This is a genomic window from Pseudomonas sp. YNh, from assembly GCF_037993085.1.
GTDB classification, from domain to species: domain Bacteria; phylum Pseudomonadota; class Gammaproteobacteria; order Pseudomonadales; family Pseudomonadaceae; genus Aquipseudomonas; species Aquipseudomonas putida.
The window spans coordinates 25,040-44,685 of record NZ_JBBMRJ010000027.1 but is presented as its reverse complement, the minus strand read 5'-3'; the positions used below and the strand labels follow the sequence as shown (position 1 = coordinate 44,685).

Genomic DNA, 19,646 nt, shown 5'->3' with positions numbered 1-19,646 from the left:
ACTGCCCATGCAACTGCTGACCCTCCCCCCGTCACCGACACTGGCTACCTCGATCAGGGCGACCGCACAGGTCTTCGAAGACCCCAGGTCGCAGGCGCTGCTCGCCCACTTGCAACAGGTCGCCCCCAGCGAGGCCAGCGTCCTGATCATCGGCGAAACCGGCACGGGCAAGGAGCTGGTCGCACGGCACATCCACAACCTCAGCGGCCGGCGCAACGGGCCGTTCGTTGCGGTCAACTGTGGCGCGTTCTCTGAATCGCTGGTGGAAGCCGAACTGTTCGGCCATGAAAAAGGTGCCTTCACCGGCGCCCTGTCGGCCAAGGCCGGCTGGTTCGAGGAGGCCAACGGCGGCACGCTGTTCCTCGACGAGATCGGCGACCTGCCGCTGCCGATCCAGGTCAAGCTGCTGCGCGTGCTGCAGGAGCGCGAGGTGGTGCGGCTCGGGTCGCGCAAGAGCATCCCGATCAACGTTCGGGTATTGGCCGCGACCAACGTGCAGCTGGAAAAGGCCATCAACGCCGGGCATTTCCGTGAGGACCTGTACTACCGGCTGAACGTGGTGACCTTGCAGTTGCACCCGTTGCGCGACCGCCCGGGTGACATCCTGCCGCTGGCCCGGCACTTCATCCGCAGTTACAGCGACCGGCTGGGCTACGGGCCGGTGGAACTGAGCCCCAAAGCCCAGGCCAAGCTGGTGGAATACAGTTGGCCGGGCAATATCCGCGAGCTGGAAAACGTGATCCACCACAGCTTGCTGACCTGTGGCGAAGGTACGATACAGACACAGGACCTGCGTTTGTCCAACCTGCGCATCGAGCGGCAAGAAGAGGAGCCGACATGCAATGGGGTGGAGGATTTGCTGCAGCGGGCGTTCAGCCGGTTGTACGAGGAGCAGTCGGGCGACCTGTACGAGAAAGTGGAAAACGCCCTGCTGCGCTCGGCCTATCGGTTCTGCCATTACAACCAGGTGCATACCGCGCAGTTGCTGGGGTTGTCACGCAACATCACGCGCACGCGGCTGATTGCGATTGGCGAGCTGGTGGTGAACAAACGGCGCGGGCAGCAGCAGGTGCTGGATAACCGGGTGGTGCGGTTGTCGATCTGAGGCTTGTAGTGCCGGAGCCGGCCCTTTCGCGGCTAAAGCCGCTCCCACAGGGACAGCGCAAGCTTGAAGCTATGCAGTACCTGTGGGAGGGGGCGTGCCCGCGAATGGGTCAGGATGCCGTGCGCGGCATCAGCTCATAAGGGTGCTTCCACCCTGGCAGCCCCTGGATCCGCGTCTTCCACGCCTCTACATGGGTGAAGTCTGCCAACGCAATGCCAGTGTCCTCCGGCATGAACACGTACCCTGCCAACGACAGGTCGGCGATGGTCAGCCGGCCGCCGACCATGAACGGCGTCTTCGCCAGGTGCGCGTCGACAATGCGGTAAGCCGCCGTGGCACGCTCGCGCAGGAACCGGGTCACGTCCGTTTCGCCGGTGTTCTTCAGGCAGAACAGGAAGCGCAACGCGGCGTAATAGCTGGTGAACTTGTGGTTGTCGAACAGCATCCAGCGCCAGATCTCGCGCTTTTCGTCATCGTCACGCGGGCCGAACTGGCCGGTCTGTTCGGCAAGGTATTCCAGGATCAACGCAGACTGGGTGAAGGTCTTGCCCGCGTGCTCCAGCACCGGCACCTCGCCCTGCTCGTTCACCTCGTCACGCCAGGTTTGTTCTCTGGTCTGGCCATGAAAGAAGTCGACGAACACCGGCTGCCAGTCCTGGCCCGTGAGTTCAAGCATCAGCGCAGCCTTGTAGGCGTTGCCGGATTCGGCGAAGCAATGCAGCTTGTAGTCGGGCATGGTGGGACCTTCAATTTCCTTTGAATGATCATGTATCCCGAGCAGATCACGCCCGGCCCGGAACGGTCAATGCCCTCAGCCAAAACATCCCATTCCCCGTCCCTCCCGTCATAGTCCCCGCCCAACCGCCAATGCCATAGTGGAGAAAACAACACGGATAAAAACCATGTACAGAAACACCTCTACCCCCGCGGACGACAACGGTTGCGGCTGGTTCCACCTCAGCCCGCCGCGCCAGCCACGCGCCGCGCACCAGGGGCGGAGCGAGGCGCGCTGGGTGGTGCTTGGCGCGGGCTTCACCGGCCTGGCCGCCGCGCGGCAACTGGCCTTGCATCACCCTGACGACGAAGTGATCCTGGTCGACGCCCAGGAAGTCGGCTTCGGCGCCTCGGGGCGCAACTCCGGGTTTGCCATCGACCTGCCCCACGACATTGGCGCCGCCGACTACATCGGCGACCTGCCCACGGCGCGAATGAACCTCAAGCTCAACCTGCGCGCGCAGGCGATCTTGCGCGAATTGATCAACCAGCACGGCATCGACTGCCAGATCCGCCCGGACGGCAAGTACCAGGCGGCCGTCGAAGACAAAGGCCTGGCGGTGCTCGAAGCCTACCGCAGCGGCCTGGAAAAACTCGGCCAGCCTTACCAGATGATCGATGCCCGCGACCTGCCCGAGCACTTCGGCACCACCTTCTACCGCAAGGCGCTGTACACCCCGGGCACCCAGTTGCTGCAACCCGCCGCCCTGGCCAAAGGCCTGGCCGACAGCCTGCCGGGCAACGTGACCCTGCATGAACGCACCACCATCACCCACATCGAGCAGGGCCGGCGCATCAACCTCAAGCACGCCAACGGTGAGATCGTCGCTGACCAGCTGTTGCTGACCAACAATGCCTTCGCCTCGTACTTCGGCTTCCTGCCTGGCCGCCTGCTGCCGATCTTCACTTACGCCAGCATGACCCGCCCGCTGACCGAGGACGAACAAGCCCGCCTGGGCGGCAAGAACACCTGGGGCATCATCCCGGCAGACCCGTTCGGTAGCACCCTGCGGCGCACCCCGGACCAGCGCCTGCTGGTGCGCAACAGCTTCAGCTTCAATGCCGACGGCCGCGCCAACCCACGCCACATCGCCCGTGCCGGGCGCCAGCACCGCGATTCGTTCGAGCGGCGCTTCCCGATGCTGTCGGGCATGGCGTTCGAATACACCTGGGGTGGCTCGATGTGCCTGTCGCGCAACCACCTGTCGCACTTCGGCACCCTCGCACCCAACGTGCACGCGGCGCTGTGCTGCAACGGCCTTGGCATCACCCGTGGCACCGCTACCGGCACCCTGCTGGCTGACTGGCTGAGCGGCGAACACGACGAGCTGATCGACTTCCTGCTGGGCTCCGCAGGCCCCAACCGCAACCCGCCGGAGCCGCTGCTGACCGCGGGCGTCAACCTCAACCTGCACTGGGGCCAGCGCCGTGCCGGCCTGGAAAGCTGACAAGGAGGCACCATGCATAGCCTTGGCATTCTCGGGGTGGGCGAACTCACCGAAAAAGTGGTCATCGGCCTGCGTCGCAGCGGTTTCGAGGGCCCCATCCTGCTGTCACCCCGCAATGCGCAACGGGCAGCCCTCCTGGCCCAGGAGCATGGCTGCCAGGTGTTGCCGAGCAACCAGGCAGTGGTCGACCAGGCAGATCTGGTGATCCTTGGCGTGCGCCCGCATTCGCTCGCCGAACTGGCAGATGAGCTACACCTGCGCCCCGGCCAGCGCCTGGTTTCGCTCGCCGCCGGGGTCAACCTTGCACAGCTGTCCACTGCGTTCCCTGGCGCCCTCTGTGTGCGTGCGATGCTGTCGTATGCGGCGCAGTACAACCAGTCCACGGTAGTGGTTTGCCCACCCGATGCGCTCACCACCCAGTACCTGGGGCCACTGGGCAAACTGGTGGTGCTGCACGGCGAGCCAGAATTCGAACTGGCCACCGTGGCGGCGTGCATGAATGGCTGGTTCTACTTCCTGCTGCACGACCTGCAGCAGTGGCTGATGGACAAAGGCCTGCCCGCAGCCGAAGCGCGTGCGCTGGTGCTGGGCAACCTGCAAGACTGCGTGGCCAGTGCCGGGCAGCAGCCGGCGTACACGCTGAAGGCCTTGGGCCAAGCCATTGCCACCCCGGGCACCTTTACAGCCGATGGCCTGGCGGTGCTGATGCATCAGCCGGTAAGCGCCACCTGGGGGGCGGCATGCGAGGTGGTGCTGGACGGGTTGTTGACGCGGTCAGGGCTGGCGGGGCACTGAGCGTCACAGGGCCGACGACAGCATCGCCGGCCCCGCCTGCCGCTACACCCGCGCCGCGTCCTTCTCAGCGCCTCAGCCGTATCTGCGCAGCAGCTCCACCGTCCGCACCACCCACAGTCATCCCATCCCATGACTCGTCCGAGCCGTTATAGGGCGCCCGCGCCAGCCGGTGCCATAGTGCCGCCACGTTAGTGCACCACATAACAACAAGAGGTAAGCCGTATGTCCGTTTCCAAACGCTCCGTAGAAGATGCGCCGCTCAACGGGTTCCACCGCAAACTGACGGTCTATTCCGCTGGCGGGCCTTTTCTCGATGGCTACGTACTGAGCATCATCGGCGTCGCCATGCTGCAAATTACCAATGCCTTGCAGCTGTCGGCCCTGTGGGAAGGGCTGATCGCCGCGTCAGCATTGATTGGTGTGTTCCTGGGTGGTTTTCTCGGTGGCTGGTTCACCGACAAGTACGGGCGCAAGGTCCTGTACCTGATCGACCTGGTCGCCATCGTCGGTTTTTCAGTGGCGCAGTTCTGGGTCGAGTCGGCCTGGGCCCTGTTCGCCTGGCGGTTGCTGATCGGTATCGCGGTCGGTGCCGACTACCCGATCGCCACGTCGTTGCTGGCCGAGTTCCTGCCACGCAAGCAACGTGGGCCGTTGCTGGCGGCCATGGTGCTGATGTGGTTTGCCGGTGCCGCCGTGGCCTACATGGTCGGCGAACTGCTGCTGCGTGTGGGCGGTGAAGACGGTTGGCGCTATGTATTGGCCAGCGCCCTGATACCGGGTGCGCTGTTCCTGATTGCCCGCAGTGGCACACCGGAATCGCCACGCTGGCTGCTAAGCAAAGGCCGAACCGCCGAAGCCGACGCCGTGATCAAGAAAGTCTATGGGCCAGACTACTCCATTGCCGACCTGCCGGAGCAGACCACCGATAAGCCGGTGTCGGTGTGGTCGCTGTTCCACTCCGGTTACGGCAAGCGCATGGCCTTTGTCACCCTGTTCTGGACCTGCGCGATCGTGCCACTGTTCGCCATCTACTCGTTCGCCCCCAAAGTGCTGCAGGCACTGCAACTGACAGGCGACTGGGCGGCCTTTGGCTCCATCGCCATCACCTTGCTGTTCACCCTGGGCTGCCTGCTGGCCACCAAGCTGATCAACCGCCTGGGACGGCGCAACATGCTGATCCACAGTTTCCTCTGGTCGGGCATGTCGCTGGTGCTGCTTGGGGTGTTCCCGGATGCCTCGCCAACGACCGTACTGGTGCTGTTCGGCGCCTATGCCGTACTGATCGGCGGCGCCCAGGTGCTTGAATATGTCTACCCCAACGAGTTGTTCCCGACCGAAATCCGTGCGTCGGCGGTGGGCCTGGCCACTTCGTTGTCACGCATCGGCGCGGCCGTGGGCACGTACCTGGTGCCGATATCCCTGGCCTCCTACGGCATTGCCAACACCATGTTCGCTGCCGCCCTGATCTCGCTGTTCGGCGCCCTGATTTCCTGGTGGCTCGCCCCCGAGACCAGCAAGCTCGACCTACAGCAAGCCGCGGCGCTTGGTAACCCCACCCGCACCTCTACCGCTACCAAACCCGCTGTTCGTAAAGCCTGAAGGAGCCTTTTCGTGAACCAAGTACTGACTGTCGTGCGCAATGCCCCCCTCGCGTCGCTGGGTGCCCCTGCCCCGGCCCGCCTGCCGATCGGTGAACCCGTCGCCCAGGCAGCCACCGCCCAGGACCAGACCGACGAAGCCGTCGGCGCCAGCATCGGCGTATGGGAAAGCAGCCCGGGCGTGTTCCGCCGGCACCTGAAAAACCGTGAGTTCAGCCACATTGTCAGCGGCTGGTGCACCTTCACCCCCGACGGTGGCGAGCCGGTAGAACTGCGCGCCGGCGACGCAGTGCTGTTCCCGGAGAACTGCGAGGGTGTCTGGGACATTCGCGAAACCCTGCGCAAGACTTACGTGCTGTTCTAAGGAACAAATAGATGATCGAACGTATCAGCCCCGGCAAACGGACCAGCCGGATGGGGATGCAGGTCATCGGCCAGCTGTGACACCCACGCGGTCCCTGTAGGAGCGGCCTTGTGTCGCGATGGGCCGCAAAGCGGCCGCGGCAATCTGTGCTGAATGTGCGATCCTGGGGCTGCTCTGCAGCCCTTTCGCGACGCAAGGCCGCTCCTACACCCGACCGCGATAGCTTGTTAGGGCTCCGGGTCCAACCCCGCCTTGTCGCCATGCCAGTCAAACCGCTCCACTTCATGCCTGCGCTTGCGGAAGCTGTACGGCGTCTCACCGTACTGCTTGCGAAACCACAAGATAAAGTGCGACGCATCGGAAAACCCGCACGCCAACGCAATGGTGGTGATGTTCTGGCTGGTGTTCACCAGCAACCGCCGGGCATGGTCCAGGCGCAACTTGCGCCAGTAGTTGGCCGGCGGCTCCTGGGTATTAGCCACAAATTCACGGTGCAACTGCCGGGGGTGGGTGCCCACCGCTTCAGCCACGGCCTTGAGCGTCATCGAGGCATCCAGGTTGGCGCGCATGAAGCTGATCGCCCGCTGCACGCGGTCGTTCTGGTACACGCATTCGCTGGCCGTCTTGTCCTGCTCTTCGGCGCGCTCATCCACCAGCAGGTATTCCAGCCCCTTCTGCGCCCGCACTGCGCCGCAATGCCGGCGGATCAGGTTGGCCGCCAGGTCAATGGCCGTGCCGCCCGGGCAAGTGATGATGCCGCGGTCGTCCACGTAGCTCTTGTCGATCACCGCCGTGGCCAGGGGAAAACGCTCCTTGAACTCGTCACGCAAGGTGAAATGCAGCGCACAGCGCCGACCATCGAGCAGCCCGGCTTTGCCAAGCACGAACGACCCCGAGCACAAGGCAATTATCGGGATATTCGCCGCATGCACCTCACGCAGCGCATCCAGCAGCCAGGCCGGCGGGTTGCGGGTTTCGTCCAGCAGGCCACCGGCCAGCACCACATAGTCGTACTGGGCAAACAGGTTAAGCGGCTTGGTCGGCGAAATGGGCATGCCGCAACTGGCGGTGATCGGCTGGTCGTCCAGCGTCATCCAGTCCCACTGGCAGAACACCTGCTGGCTGCGGAATGACTTGTCCGCAGCAAAGCGCAGCGAGTCCACCAAGCCCGCTACCGGCACCAGGGTGAAGTGGTTCATCAGCACGAAGCCTACCCGCAGTTCTGGCTTGACCTGCGCAGTGATGACGGGGGCTTTTACCGGTTCTTCTTGTTGTTCGGCAAACATGGACGCTGGCCTCGTGACATCCGTAATGGCGCCATTCTAAAGCGCGCCCTGCGTCCGTCATATCATATGCATCCCCACAAATAGGAAATGCGTGACAAAAGGCGGCGCCGTTCTATCAATTGTCATGGCTGTAATATCAGCGCACTCGCCCGGCTGAGCATCATGTAGGCACAAGACAAACATGCTCAGAGGCACCCCTCATGTACCGTGGATTCTGGTATGCCCAGGCGCTTGACCTGGACAACGACCTGGCCCCTGCCCTGCAGGACTCGATTCAAGCCGACGTGTGCATCGTCGGCGGTGGCTTCCTTGGCCTGTGGTCAGCTATCCGCCTGAAACAGGCGCACCCGGAAAAAACCATCGTCATCGTCGAGCGCGACCGCTGCGGCTCGGGTGCCAGCGGGCGCAACGGTGGCGTGGCCACCAACTGGTGGGGCAAGTACCTGTCGGTGCGCACCATCTGCGGTGATGTCGAAGCGCGGCGCATCTGCGAAGCCGCCGAGTCGGCCATCGACGAGATCGGCAGCGTCTGCCAAGAGCACGGCATCGACGCCCAGTACCGCAAGGACGGCTGGCTGTGGACGGCCACCAACCAGCGGCAGATGAACTCCTGGCGCGTGCTCACCGACGGCCTGCAGAAACTCGACGTAAACCCGTTCCAGGAACTGGACCGCCAGACCATTCGCGGGCGCGTCGGCTCGCCACTAGTGCTGGGTGGCATCTTCGACCCCAACGCGGCCACTGTGCAGCCCGCCATGCTGGCCCGCGGCCTGCGCCGCGTGGCACTGAAACTGGGCGTGCAGATTTTCGAGAAATCGCCGTTCACTCACCTGCAGCGCGGCAAGCACCCTGTGGTGCACACCGCCAAAGGCCATGTAAAAGCCAACCACGTGGTGCTGGCGCTCAACGCCTGGGGCGCGCAATTCCCCGAGCTGCGCCGGATGATCGCGATCATGTCCAGCGACATGGTCGCCACCGCGCCGGTCAAGGCCAAGCTCGACGCCATCGGTTTCAGCGGCGGCGAATGCATGACCGACTCGCGCACCGTGCTCAACTACTGGCGCAACACCCCTGACGGGCGCGTGGTGTTCGGCAAGCCGCTGGGCCAGTTCGCCTATGCCGGGCGCATTGGCGACCTGTATGAAAAACCCTCGCCGGCCGCCGACAAGGTCGCTGCCGAACTGCGCCGCCTGTACCCGCAGTTGCAGGATGTACCGGTGGTCAGCAGTTGGACCGGGCCGATTGACCGGGCCATGAAGGGCCTGCCCAACTTCGGCTACCTCGACCATCACCAGACCGTCAGCTACGGCATCGGTTTTTCCGGCAACGGCGTGGCCACCACCGTGTTTGCCAGCCGCATCATCAAGTCGTTGGCCACCCATGCCAACGACGAGTGGGCCAACTGTGGCCTGGTCAACCAGAAGATGAAGTTGCTGCCGCCAGAGCCGTTGCGCTTCATTGGTGCGCACCTGGTACGCGATGCGCTAGTGCGCAAGGAGTCGCTGGAAGACCACGACCAGGACGCCGGCTTCATCACCCGCCAGCTTGTGGGCATGGCGCCCGCCGGCTACGTCCCCGCGCAGAAGAAACAAGGACAATAACGTGAGCGAACACATCGTCCTCCTCGACGACGAAGGCCTGGCTCCCTCTACCCGCCTCAAGCGCCCTGACTGCGAGCACACCTGGCAGCAGTTTGCCTACACCCACCCCGACCAGATGCTTGAGCACCTGAAAGACGCGACGGTGGCGCTGACCTGCAGCGTACCCCTGCGAGAAGAGCACCTGCGCCAGCTGCCCAGGCTGAAGATGATCTCGCTGGCCCTGACCGGCCGCGACATCGTCGATGTCGACTACTGCGAAGCCCACGGCATCGAAGTGTCGAGCGTACCGGGCTATGCCGCCAACACCGTGGCCGAGCACAGCCTGGCGATGATCCTTGAGCTGTTCCGCCGCCCGGCCGCGTTCAGCCGCCTGATGCGCCAAGTGCATGCCGGCGACAAGCCGTACCAGAACATCTACTTCAACCACCGCATCCGCGATGTGCGCGACAAGCAGTTGGCAATCATCGGCAGCGGCCCGATTGCCCTGCGCCTGGCACACCTGGCGCGGGCATTCGGCATGCAGGTGCTGTTCGAAGACCGCGGCGGCAAGCGCCAGGGCGCCGATTGCCGGCCGCTGGCCGAGCTGCTGAAAAGCTGCGACGTGCTGTCGATCAATTGCCCGCTCACGCCAGAAACCCACAACCTCATTGATGCGGGGCAACTGGCATTGATGAAGCCCGATGCCATCGTGGTCAACACCGGCCGCGGCGGCGTGGTAAACGAAGCGGCGCTGATTCAGGCGCTGCAACAGGGGCGCCTGGGCGGTGTGGCGCTGGATGTAGTGGAAGTGGAGCCGCTGCACCCCAGCAACCCGTTGTTCGACCTGATCGACCGCGACGACTTCCTGCTCAACCCGCACATCGCCTGGAGCAGCGAAGACGCCATGCAGCAGCTGATGGACAGCGCCGTGGACAACATCAGCGACTTCGTCGCCCGCCAGGTTTCTGAAAAAAGGATTCGCACCGCATGACCCTTGCCACCAAAAGCAGCTACGTCGATGGCGCCTTCGTCCCGCTCGGCAGCAGCGCCGACGTCCTGGAAAACCACAACCCGTCCAACCCGGGTGAAGTGATAGAGCGCTTCGAACGCGCGGATCAGTTGCTGACCGAGCGGGCCATCACCGCTGCCCGCCGCGCGCAACCGGCGTGGGCGCGCAGCAACCCGCAGCAGCGTGCGGACGCGCTGGATTTCATCGGTACGGAAATCCTCGCCCGCCGCGAACAACTGGCAACCCTGCTTGCCCGCGAAGAAGGCAAGGTGCTGCGCGAAGCCCTGGGCGAAGTGGACCGTGCCGGGCGCTCGTTCAAGTTCTACGCCCAGGAAGCGCTGCGTGCCGAAGGCGAGAAGTACCAGTCAGTGCGCCAGGACGTGGGGATCGATGTGTTCACCCAACCACTGGGCGTGGTCGGCATCATCGCCCCGTGGAACTTCCCCATCGCCATCCCGGCGTGGAAGATCGCCCCGGCGCTGTGTTTTGGCAACTGTGTGGTGTTCAAACCGGCCGAACTGGTGCCATCCTCGGCCTGGGCGCTGGCCGACATCATCTCCCGCGCCGGTTTGCCGGCAGGTGTGTTCAACATGCTGATCGGCCCGGGCCGCAGCGTCGGCGATACCATCATCCGTTCGCCGTGGGTCGATGGCATCAGCTTTACCGGCTCTGAGCATACCGGCCGGCAAATTGCCCGGCTGGCCGCCGAAGGCATGAAGAAAGTGCAGCTGGAGATGGGCGGCAAGAACCCGCTGATCGTGCTGGACGATGCCGACCTGGAACAGGCAGTGGAGGTGGCGCTGAACGGCTCGTTCTACAGCACCGGCCAACGTTGCACCGCCAGCTCGCGGGTGATCGTGACCGAAGGCATTCATGATGCCTTCGTCGCACGCCTGGCCGAACGCACCCGCGCACTGGAGGTAGGCGATGCGCTACAGGCCAGCACCGACATCGGCCCGGTGGTCGACAGCCGGCAGCTGGAGCAGAACCTGGCGTACGTGGCCGCCGGCCTTGAACAGGGCGCGAAACTGGTGTGTGGCGGCGAGCGGATCGACAACCTGGCAGGGGCGTACTTTTTCACCCCGGCGCTGTTTACCGAAGTGACGCCGGACATGCGCATCTACCGCGAAGAAATTTTCGGGCCGGTGCTGAGCGTACTCAAGGTGCGTGACCATGACGAAGCGTTCGCTGCCGCCGAGGACACGGCGTTTGGCCTGTCGGCCGGTATCGTCACCACCTCGCTGCGTCATGCCGAGCATTTCAAGCGCAACAGCTCGGCGGGGATGGTGATGGTCAACTTGCCGACTGCCGGGGTGGATTATCACGTGCCGTTCGGGGGGAACGGGGCATCGAGCCTGGGTTCGCGTGAGCAGGGGACGCATGCACGGCAGTTCTTCACCCGGGTGAAGACCACCTACCAGTTGGCCTGAACGGGCCGGGGGGCTGCTGCGCAGCCCAATCGCGACACAAGGCCGCTCCCACACAAGGTCCTGCGTATGCCGATCCATGTGGGAGCGGCCTTGCGTCGCGATTGGGCCGCATGGCGGCCCCGACAATCTCCAGCCCGCAAAGGGAACTACCTGCACTGCTCGGCTCTCTTAAGCACTGAGTGGTTTATTTCCCTGTGCTTCACGCTACTGGAGAACACGTCATGCGCCACCTACTCCTCGCCCCTGCGCTGCTGCTCCTGCTGCCTGCCGGTGCTGCCCTGGCCCGCGTCGATGCGGGCGACGTCGCCACCTCGGCCGGTGTTTCCGCTTCGCTGTATTCGACCTTCAAGGACGACAAACGGATCATCCCGGCCCGTGACGAGCTTTCGGCTTTCGTCGCCAGCGGCGGTGCGATCCGTGGCGCCTATGTAGAGTCGGCGCTGGAACAGGCCCGCAAGGATCATCCGGGGCTGCAGGCCAATGATGAAGAGCTGGCCAGGGCTATTCTTTCCCAGGATGACCGTATAGCCGATCATTGAAGTCAGCCAGTACCGGCCTCTTCCCGGGTAAACCCGCTCCCACAGGGACTGCACAGCCTTCAGATCTAGTGCGTTTCCTGTGGGAGCGGGTTTACCCGCGAAGAGGCCGGCACAGGCGACTTCACCCCCAGCCATCCATGCGCATGGTCGCCCTGACCAAGCGCTGCTCTTCCTGTTCGATCTCCCGCAAACTGTCGCGTATCCCGTTGATATGCTCACGCGCCGCCCGCTGCGCCTGCTCCGGCAGTTGCTCCATCACCGCGTGATACAGCCGCGCATGCTGCCGATCAATCTGGCGTTTCTGCGCTGGGCGGCAATACAGGTTGTTGACCGACGCAAACACGGTGCTCAAGGTCAGGTCACTGAGCGATTGCAGGGTATGTACCAGCACCGGGTTGTGCGACGCCTCGCTGATAGCCCGGTGGAAGGCATGGTCACGGCGGGCGTGCTCACGGGCGTCCAGCGCCTCTGCCGCCTCGTGGGCCGCAAGCATTTCTTCATAACGCCGGCGAATCAGCAAGCGGTCGACCTCGGTGGCGCGTAACGCCGCCAGCCGCGCCGACTCGGCCTCCAGCAACGCCCGCACCTCCAGCAGGTCGAACAGCGTGCGTGGCTGCGAGCTGAACAGGTGCATCAACGGTGTGGTACCCGCCTGCCCCGTGAGGTCGGCGACGAACGAGCCTCGCCCCTGCTCGGTGTCGATGATGCCGCGCCCACGCAAAATGCGTAGCCCTTCACGCAGGGCCGAGCGTGAACAACCCAGCTTATCTACCAACCGCCGCTCCGAAGGCAGAGCCTGGCCCACCTTCAGCACGCCATCGACGATCAGCCGCTCCACCCGCTCGGCCACCTGGTCGGCGACCCTGGCCTTGCCATCAGTAACCACTGCGCACCCTCCTGCTGGTAGGACCAGTTAGACCACTTGCCCCAATCTAGCCGGGTAAACCCATCAATCACCAGTACCCGGAAGAAAAACTGGTAGGACCAGTGCCTGCCATGCTCGACCACTGCTGCTGGCACGCGCAGGCTGCAACGGTGACCGCTTTGCCAACAACAACAAAAACCGTTGCCGAGTGAGCCGATGAATATCCTGTACGACGAACGCGTCGATGGCGCGCTGCCCGCCGTGGACCAGGCAGAGCTGCTGCAGGCACTGCGAAGTGCCCTGCCAGACCTCGATATCCTGCACCGCGAAGAAGACCTCAAACCTTACGAATGCGATGGCCTGTCGGCCTATCGCACGGTACCGCTGCTGGTAGTACTGCCCGAGCGCCTGGAGCAGGTGCAGACGCTGCTCAAGCTGTGCCACCAGCGCGGTGTACCGGTGGTCGCACGTGGCGCCGGTACCGGCCTGTCGGGCGGTGCCCTGCCGCTGGCCAAGGGTATCCTGCTGGTGATGGCACGCTTCAACCGTATCCTGGAGGTCGACCCGCAGGGCCGCTACGCCCGTGTGCAGCCCGGCGTACGTAACCTGGCCATCTCCCAGGCCGCCGCACCCCATGGTATGTACTACGCACCAGACCCCTCCTCGCAAATTGCCTGCTCCATCGGTGGCAACGTCGCCGAGAACGCAGGTGGCGTGCACTGCCTGAAGTACGGCCTGACCGTGCACAACCTGCTCAAGGTGGACATTCTCACGGTCGAAGGGGAACACCTGACCTTGGGCAGCGATGCCCTGGACAGCCCCGGCTTCGACTTGCTGGCGCTGTTCACTGGTTCTGAAGGCATGCTCGGCATCGTCACCGAAGTCACCGTCAAACTGCTGCCCAAGCCTCAGGTGGCAAGGGTGCTGCTGGCCAGCTTCGACAGTGTCGAGGACGCTGGCCGGGCGGTGGCCGAAATCATCGCCGCCGGCATCATCCCAGGCGGCCTGGAAATGATGGACAACCTGGCCATCCGCGCTGCCGAAGACTTCATCCACGCCGGCTACCCAGTGGACGCGGCGGCCATCCTGTTGTGCGAACTGGATGGCGTGGAGGCCGATGTGCACGACGACTGCGAACGGGTGGCCGCCGTGCTGACCCAAGCCGGCGCCCGCGAGGTGCGGCTGGCCTGCGACGAGGCCGAGCGCGTGCGCTTCTGGGCCGGGCGCAAGAACGCCTTCCCGGCGGTGGGGCGCATTTCCCCGGACTACTACTGCATGGACGGCACCATCCCCCGCCGCGAACTGCCGCGGGTGCTCAAGGGCATCAGTGACCTGTCCAGCGAATACGGCCTGCGCGTGGCCAACGTGTTTCACGCCGGCGACGGCAACATGCACCCGCTGATCCTGTTCGATGCCAACCTGCCCGGCGAGCTGGAGCGGGCCGAAGCCATCGGCGGCAAGATCCTCGAACTGTGCGTGGCGGTGGGCGGCAGCATCACCGGCGAGCACGGCGTAGGCCGCGAAAAAATCAACCAGATGTGCGCGCAGTTCAACAGCGATGAAATCACCTTGTTCCACGCGGTCAAGGCCGCCTTCGACCCCCAGGGCCTGCTCAACCCCGGCAAGAACATTCCCACCTTGCACCGCTGCGCCGAGTTCGGCGCCATGCACGTGCACCACGGCCAACTGCCGTTCCCCGACCTGGAGCGCTTCTGATGAGCATGAACCGCGACATCAGCCAGGCCCTGCTGGAGCAGGTCAACCAGGCCTTGAACCTGGGCACGCCACTGCGTATCCAGGGCAGCAACAGTAAGGCCATGCTCGGCAACCCGGTGGCCGGCGAAGTACTCGACACCCGCAGCCACCGTGGCATCGTCAGCTACGACCCGACCGAACTGGTGCTCACCGCCCGGGCAGGCACACCGCTGCGCGACATAGAAGCAGCCCTGCACGAGGCTGGCCAGATGCTGCCCTGCGAACCCCCACATCTGGGCCCCGAGGCCACCTTGGGCGGCATGGTCGCGACGGGCCTGTCCGGCCCCAGGCGGCCGTGGGCCGGGTCGGTACGGGACTACGTGCTCGGCACGCGGGTGATCACCGGTCACGGCAAACTGCTGCGCTTTGGTGGCGAGGTGATGAAGAACGTGGCCGGTTACGATGTATCTCGGCTGATGGCGGGCAGCTTTGGGTGCTTGGGGTTGTTGACGGAGGTGTCCCTGAAAGTGCTGCCTCGGCCGCGCGAATGCCTGAGCCTGCGCCTGCCGATGGGCTGCCACCAGGCATTGGAGGCGCTGGCCGAGTGGGGGCAGCAGCCACTGCCGATCAGCGCCGCCTGCCATGACGGCGACGCGCTGTACCTGCGCCTGGAAGGCGGTGAAGGCTCGGTGCAGTCGGCACGCCAGCGCCTGGGCGGCGATACCCTCGACAGCGGTTTCTGGAGCGACCTGCGCGAACAGCGCCTGGCGTTCTTCAACGACCCTGCGCCGCTCTGGCGCTTGTCACTGCCCAACGCCACCGGCGAGCTGCACCTGCCCGGCCGGCAACTGATCGACTGGGGGGGCGCCCAGCGCTGGCTGAAATCCAGCGCACCGGCGCGGGCAATTCGCGACCACATCGCCAAGGTGGGTGGCCACGCCACCTGCTACGCCCCCGGTGCAGCCAGCAGCGCGCCCCTGCCCGCCGCATTGATGCGTTACCACCGCGCCCTCAAGCAGCAGCTCGACCCCCAGGCGGTATTCAACCCTGGCCGCCTGTACCCGGACCTGTGAGGCCAGACCATGCAAACCAACCTGAGCGAAACATCCCGCCAGCTGGCCCGCGCCGACGAAGCCGAAAGCATCCTGCGGTCCTGCGTGCACTGTGGTTTCTGCACCGCCACGTGCCCCACCTACCAGCTGCTGGGCGATGAACTGGACGGCCCGCGCGGGCGTATCTACCTGATCAAGCAAATGCTCGAAGGCGAGCCGGTAACCGCCAGCACCCAACTGCACCTGGACCGCTGCCTGACCTGCCGCAACTGCGAAACCACCTGCCCATCCGGGGTCAAGTACCACGACCTGCTGGACATCGGCCGCGCCGTGGTCGAACAGCAGGTACCGCGCCCGTTTGGCCAGCGCCTGCTGCGCCAGGGCCTGCGCGCGGTGGTGCCGCGCCCGGCACTGTTCAAGGCCCTGACCCGCGGCGGCCAAGCCCTGCGCCCGCTGTTGCCGGCCACGCTCAAGCGCAAGCTGCCGGCGCGGATGACCCCACCCGGCCAGCGCCCGACACCGCGCCATGTACGCCGGGTGCTGATGCTGGAAGGCTGCGTGCAGCCGGCACTGTCACCCAATACCAATGCCGCCGCCGCACGCCTGCTGGACCGCTTGGGCATCAGCATCGAACCCATCCACCAAGCCGGCTGCTGTGGCGCGGTGGACTACCACCTCAATGCCCAGGAGCAAGGCCTGCAACGTGCACGGCGCAATATCGACGCCTGGTGGCCTGCCATCGAAGCAGGCGCCGAGGCCATCGTGCAAACCGCCAGCGGCTGCGGCGCGTTCGTGCGCGACTATGGCCACCTGCTGGAACACGACCCGCGCTACGCAGCCAAAGCAGCAAGGGTCAGCGCCCTGTCCCGCGATCTGGTAGAAGTATTGCGCGATGAGCCGGTCGAGCAACTGGGCCTGTGCGCCGAACAACGCCTGGCTTTCCATTGCCCCTGTACGCTGCAACACGCCCTGAAGCTGGGGGGCGCGGTAGAGGCGCTGCTGACGCGCCTGGGCTTTACCCTGACCCCGGTGCCGGACGGCCACCTGTGCTGCGGCTCGGCTGGCACCTATTCGCTGACCCAGCCGGCGCTGTCGCTGCAACTGCGTGACAACCGCCTCAACGCACTGGAAAGCGGCAAACCGCAAGTCATCGCCACCGCCAATATCGGCTGCCAGGCCCACCTCGATGGGGCCGGGCGCACGCCAGTACGGCACTGGATCGAAATCGTCGAAGCAGCCTTGAACCCGGAGACCCCTCATGCATAGCAAGTTCGTTATCGGCCAGGCCGAAGTCGCCCGTGTGCTGATCGCCGCCCGCCAGGAAGCCCTGGCCCAACACTGGAACGTGACCATCGCCGTGGTCGACGACGGTGGCCACCCCCTGGCCCTGGAGCGCATGGATGGTTGTGCGCCGGCCAGTGCCTACATTGCCGTGGAAAAGGCCCGGACTTCCGCCCTGGGGCGCAAGGAAACACGTGATTACGAGGAAATGGTCAACGGTGGCCGTACCGCATTCGTCACCGCACCGCTGCTGACCAGCCTGGAAGGTGGCGTGCCATTGCGGGTGGATGGCCAGGTGGTGGGTGCCATTGGCGTGTCCGGGGTCAAGTCCGAACAGGACGCCCAAGTGGCCAAGGCTGGGGCTGCTGCCCTGTAAATTCTGTACCGGCCTCTTCGCGGGCTTGCCCGCTCCCACCGGCATCGCACAGGTCTGAATTCCTGCCCAGTACCTGTGGGAGCGGGCAAGCCCGCGAAGAGGCCCGCACAGGCGACTGAATTTCCGAAGACCGAACATCGAGCGAACACACAATGCCAAACGAACTCCAGATCGCCCCCACCCTCCAGCGTTTCATCGAAGACGAAGTCCTCCCCGGCACCGGCATCGAAGCCAACGCCTTCTGGCAAGGTTTCAGCACCCTGGTCCACGACCTCGCCCCGCAAAACCGCGCCCTGCTCGCCGAACGCCAGCGCCTGCAAACCGAGCTGGACAACTGGCACCGCCAGCACCCCGGCCCGATCCACGACATGGCCGCCTACCAGCACTTCCTGCAAGGCATCGGCTACCTGGTCGACGCCCCCGAACACGTGCAGATCAACACCGCCAAGGTCGACCGCGAAATCGCCGTGCAAGCCGGCCCGCAGCTGGTCGTGCCGCTGAGCAATGCCCGCTACGCCCTCAACGCCGCCAACGCCCGCTGGGGTTCCCTCTACGATGCGCTGTACGGCACCGATGCCATTGCCGAAACCGCTGGCGCCGAACGCGGCCAGGGCTACAACCCGGTACGCGGCGCCAAGGTGATTGCCTATGGCCGGCAGTTCCTCGACGCTAGCGCCCCACTCGACGGTGCGTCACACAGCGACGCCAAGGCCTATGCGATCAACCAGGGTACGCTGCACGTGACGTTGGCCGACGGCCGCCAGGTCGGGTTGCAGAATCCAGAACAACTTCATGGCCACCAGGGTGAGCCGAGCACACCCACGGCGATCCTGTTGCAGCATCACCGGCTGCATTTCGAAATCCGAATCGACCCGACCAGTGCAATCGGCCAACAGGACCTGGCCGGGGTCAAGGACATCGCCCTGGAAGCCGCGCTGACCACCATCATCGACTGCGAAGACTCGGTAGCTGCCGTGGATGCCGACGACAAGGTCAACGTCTACCGCAACTGGCTGGGCCTGATGAAGGGCGACCTCAGCGAGCAGGTCAGCAAAGGCGGCAAGACCTTCAGCCGCACCTTGGCCGCCGACCGCCAGTACCAGGGTGCAAACGGCCACCCCCTGACGCTGCCGGGCCGCTCGCTGCTGTTCATCCGCAACGTCGGCCACCTGATGACCAACCCGGCCATCCATGACCGCGATGGCCGGGAAATCCCCGAAGGCATCCTCGATGCCGTGGTCACCAGCCTGATCGGCCTGCACGATCTCAAGCGCCGCGGCAACTCCCGCGAAGGCAGCCTGTACATCGTCAAGCCGAAGATGCACGGGCCGGCCGAAGTGGCCTTCGCCGACCAGCTGTTCGGCCGTGTCGAGGCCCTGCTGGGCTTGCCTGCGCATACCCTGAAGATGGGCATCATGGACGAGGAGCGGCGCACCAGCGTCAACCTCATGGCCTGCATCGCCAGTGCCGCATCACGGGTGGTGTTCATCAACACCGGCTTCCTGGACCGCACCGGGGACGAGATGCACAGCGCCATGGAAGCCGGCGCCATGCTGCGCAAGGGCGACATGAAAGGCAGCGCCTGGATCCAGGCCTACGAACGCAGCAACGTGCTGGTCGGCCTGGCCTGTGGCCTGCGCGGCAAGGCGCAGATCGGCAAGGGCATGTGGGCCATGCCTGACCTTATGGCGGCCATGCTCGAACAAAAGGTTGCCCAGCCAAAGGCCGGTGCCAACACCGCATGGGTACCGTCGCCCACTGCCGCCACGCTGCATGCACTGCACTACCACCAGGTAGACGTCGCCGCCGTGCAACAGGCGTTTGAACAGGTTGACCTGGGCGCCCAGCGCCAGGCGTTGCTGCATGACCTGCTGAGCATTCCGGTCAGCCCCGAACGGGCGTGGAGTGCCGCAGATATCCAGGCCGAGCTGGACAACAACTGCCAAGGCATCCTCGGTTACGTGGTGCGCTGGGTCGAGCAAGGGGTCGGCTGCTCCAAGGTGCCTGACATTCATGATGTGGGCCTGATGGAGGACCGCGCCACCCTGCGCATTTCGGCGCAGCACATTGCCAACTGGCTGCACCATGGGGTGGTGGATGACGAACAGGTGGAAGCGAGCCTGCAGCGCATGGCCAGGGTGGTCGACCAGCAGAATGCAGGGGACCCGGCGTATCGGCCGATGGCGGCCGGTTTCGAGGCATCGCATGCCTTCCGCGCTGCGCGGGAGCTGGTGTTCAAGGGGCGTGAGCAGCCGAGTGGCTATACCGAACCGTTGTTGCATGGCTGGCGGTTACGCTTCAAGCAGGAGGTTCAACGCTAGATGAGGCTACGCGTCCCCAACACGGGATCGGTGCAGGCCGGCGAAGTTTGCCGCCGGCCTCTACCACCTGCCAGTCAAGGGCGGTAGCTCGGCGCATTCAGAAATTTCCCACAGCCCTCTCGGAAGCG

General features: G+C 64.8%; 17 protein-coding genes. 14 read left to right on the top strand and 3 right to left on the bottom strand.

Annotated features, from left to right (window positions below; translation table 11 throughout):
- The first annotated feature begins 7 nt into the window (after positions 1 to 7).
- Positions 8 to 1,105 (top strand): sigma54-dependent transcriptional activator SfnR, encoded by a 1,098-nt coding sequence (gene sfnR, locus WF331_RS22785; protein ID WP_241800454.1) that lies wholly within the window; start codon positions 8 to 10, stop codon positions 1,103 to 1,105.
- A 109-nt stretch (positions 1,106 to 1,214) separates the two neighbouring features.
- Here sfnR and WF331_RS22780 read toward each other — a convergent pair whose 3' ends face one another.
- Positions 1,215 to 1,841 (bottom strand): glutathione S-transferase family protein, encoded by a 627-nt coding sequence (locus WF331_RS22780; RefSeq protein WP_284362875.1) that lies wholly within the window; start codon positions 1,839 to 1,841, stop codon positions 1,215 to 1,217.
- 166 nt (positions 1,842 to 2,007) lie between these two features.
- Between WF331_RS22780 and WF331_RS22775 the strand changes: the two genes are divergently transcribed.
- From WF331_RS22775 to WF331_RS22760, 4 genes are all read left to right on the top strand, one after another.
- Positions 2,008 to 3,327: an NAD(P)/FAD-dependent oxidoreductase gene (locus tag WF331_RS22775; RefSeq protein ID WP_284362873.1), complete on the top strand. Its 1,320-nt coding sequence runs from the start codon at positions 2,008 to 2,010 to the stop codon at positions 3,325 to 3,327.
- A gap of 12 nt (positions 3,328 to 3,339) precedes the next feature.
- Positions 3,340 to 4,122 (top strand): NAD(P)-binding domain-containing protein, encoded by a 783-nt coding sequence (locus WF331_RS22770; RefSeq protein WP_016499143.1) that lies wholly within the window; start codon positions 3,340 to 3,342, stop codon positions 4,120 to 4,122.
- A gap of 222 nt (positions 4,123 to 4,344) precedes the next feature.
- Positions 4,345 to 5,721 (top strand): MFS transporter, encoded by a 1,377-nt coding sequence (locus WF331_RS22765; RefSeq protein ID WP_284362871.1) that lies wholly within the window; start codon positions 4,345 to 4,347, stop codon positions 5,719 to 5,721.
- A gap of 12 nt (positions 5,722 to 5,733) precedes the next feature.
- Positions 5,734 to 6,084, top strand: a complete 351-nt coding sequence (locus WF331_RS22760) for a cupin domain-containing protein (protein WP_016499141.1) — start codon at positions 5,734 to 5,736, stop codon at positions 6,082 to 6,084.
- 227 nt (positions 6,085 to 6,311) lie between these two features.
- On the opposite strand, the gene WF331_RS22755 is transcribed toward WF331_RS22760, so the two are convergent.
- Positions 6,312 to 7,370: a GlxA family transcriptional regulator gene (locus WF331_RS22755; RefSeq protein WP_340623310.1), complete on the bottom strand. Its 1,059-nt coding sequence runs from the start codon at positions 7,368 to 7,370 to the stop codon at positions 6,312 to 6,314.
- Between the two features lie 200 nt (positions 7,371 to 7,570).
- Here WF331_RS22755 and WF331_RS22750 point away from each other — a divergent pair, with 200 nt between their 5' ends.
- The 4 genes from WF331_RS22750 to WF331_RS22735 all read left to right on the top strand — a co-directional run bounded on the left by WF331_RS22750 (position 7,571) and on the right by WF331_RS22735 (position 11,928).
- Complete coding sequence (locus tag WF331_RS22750; RefSeq protein WP_340623309.1) at positions 7,571 to 8,971, top strand: NAD(P)/FAD-dependent oxidoreductase; 1,401 nt, start codon at positions 7,571 to 7,573, stop codon at positions 8,969 to 8,971.
- A 1-nt stretch (position 8,972) separates the two neighbouring features.
- Positions 8,973 to 9,941 (top strand): NAD(P)-dependent oxidoreductase, encoded by a 969-nt coding sequence (locus WF331_RS22745; RefSeq protein ID WP_340623308.1) that lies wholly within the window; start codon positions 8,973 to 8,975, stop codon positions 9,939 to 9,941.
- The gene (locus WF331_RS22740) at positions 9,938 to 11,389 is read left to right on the top strand and encodes an aldehyde dehydrogenase family protein (protein ID WP_340623307.1); all 1,452 of its coding nucleotides are present in this window, start codon (positions 9,938 to 9,940) and stop codon (positions 11,387 to 11,389) included. Before WF331_RS22745 ends, WF331_RS22740 begins: the two co-directional genes overlap by 4 nt.
- A gap of 221 nt (positions 11,390 to 11,610) precedes the next feature.
- Positions 11,611 to 11,928 carry a DUF2388 domain-containing protein gene (locus WF331_RS22735; RefSeq protein WP_016487609.1) on the top strand — a complete coding sequence of 106 codons (318 nt, stop codon included), beginning with the start codon at positions 11,611 to 11,613 and terminating at the stop codon, positions 11,926 to 11,928.
- A 121-nt stretch (positions 11,929 to 12,049) separates the two neighbouring features.
- Here WF331_RS22735 and glcC read toward each other — a convergent pair whose 3' ends face one another.
- A complete protein-coding gene (gene glcC / locus WF331_RS22730) occupies positions 12,050 to 12,814 on the bottom strand; it encodes a transcriptional regulator GlcC (RefSeq protein ID WP_340623306.1) in 765 nt (254 codons plus the stop codon).
- Between the two features lie 195 nt (positions 12,815 to 13,009).
- Here glcC and glcD point away from each other — a divergent pair, with 195 nt between their 5' ends.
- The 5 genes from glcD to WF331_RS22705 all read left to right on the top strand — a co-directional run bounded on the left by glcD (position 13,010) and on the right by WF331_RS22705 (position 19,518).
- Positions 13,010 to 14,509, top strand: a complete 1,500-nt coding sequence (gene glcD, locus WF331_RS22725; RefSeq protein ID WP_340623305.1) for a glycolate oxidase subunit GlcD — start codon at positions 13,010 to 13,012, stop codon at positions 14,507 to 14,509.
- Positions 14,509 to 15,561, top strand: a complete 1,053-nt coding sequence (gene glcE, locus WF331_RS22720) for a glycolate oxidase subunit GlcE (RefSeq protein WP_284362857.1) — start codon at positions 14,509 to 14,511, stop codon at positions 15,559 to 15,561. The genes glcD and glcE overlap by 1 nt, the downstream gene beginning before the upstream one ends.
- A 9-nt stretch (positions 15,562 to 15,570) precedes the next feature.
- Complete coding sequence (gene glcF, locus WF331_RS22715) at positions 15,571 to 16,806, top strand: glycolate oxidase subunit GlcF (protein WP_340623304.1); 1,236 nt, start codon at positions 15,571 to 15,573, stop codon at positions 16,804 to 16,806.
- The gene (locus WF331_RS22710; RefSeq protein WP_174371447.1) at positions 16,799 to 17,197 is read left to right on the top strand and encodes a heme-binding protein; all 399 of its coding nucleotides are present in this window, start codon (positions 16,799 to 16,801) and stop codon (positions 17,195 to 17,197) included. The genes glcF and WF331_RS22710 overlap by 8 nt, the downstream gene beginning before the upstream one ends.
- A 152-nt stretch (positions 17,198 to 17,349) precedes the next feature.
- Positions 17,350 to 19,518, top strand: coding sequence for a malate synthase G (locus tag WF331_RS22705; protein ID WP_340623303.1), 2,169 nt, complete (start codon positions 17,350 to 17,352; stop codon positions 19,516 to 19,518).
- Positions 19,519 to 19,646 lie beyond the last annotated feature (128 nt).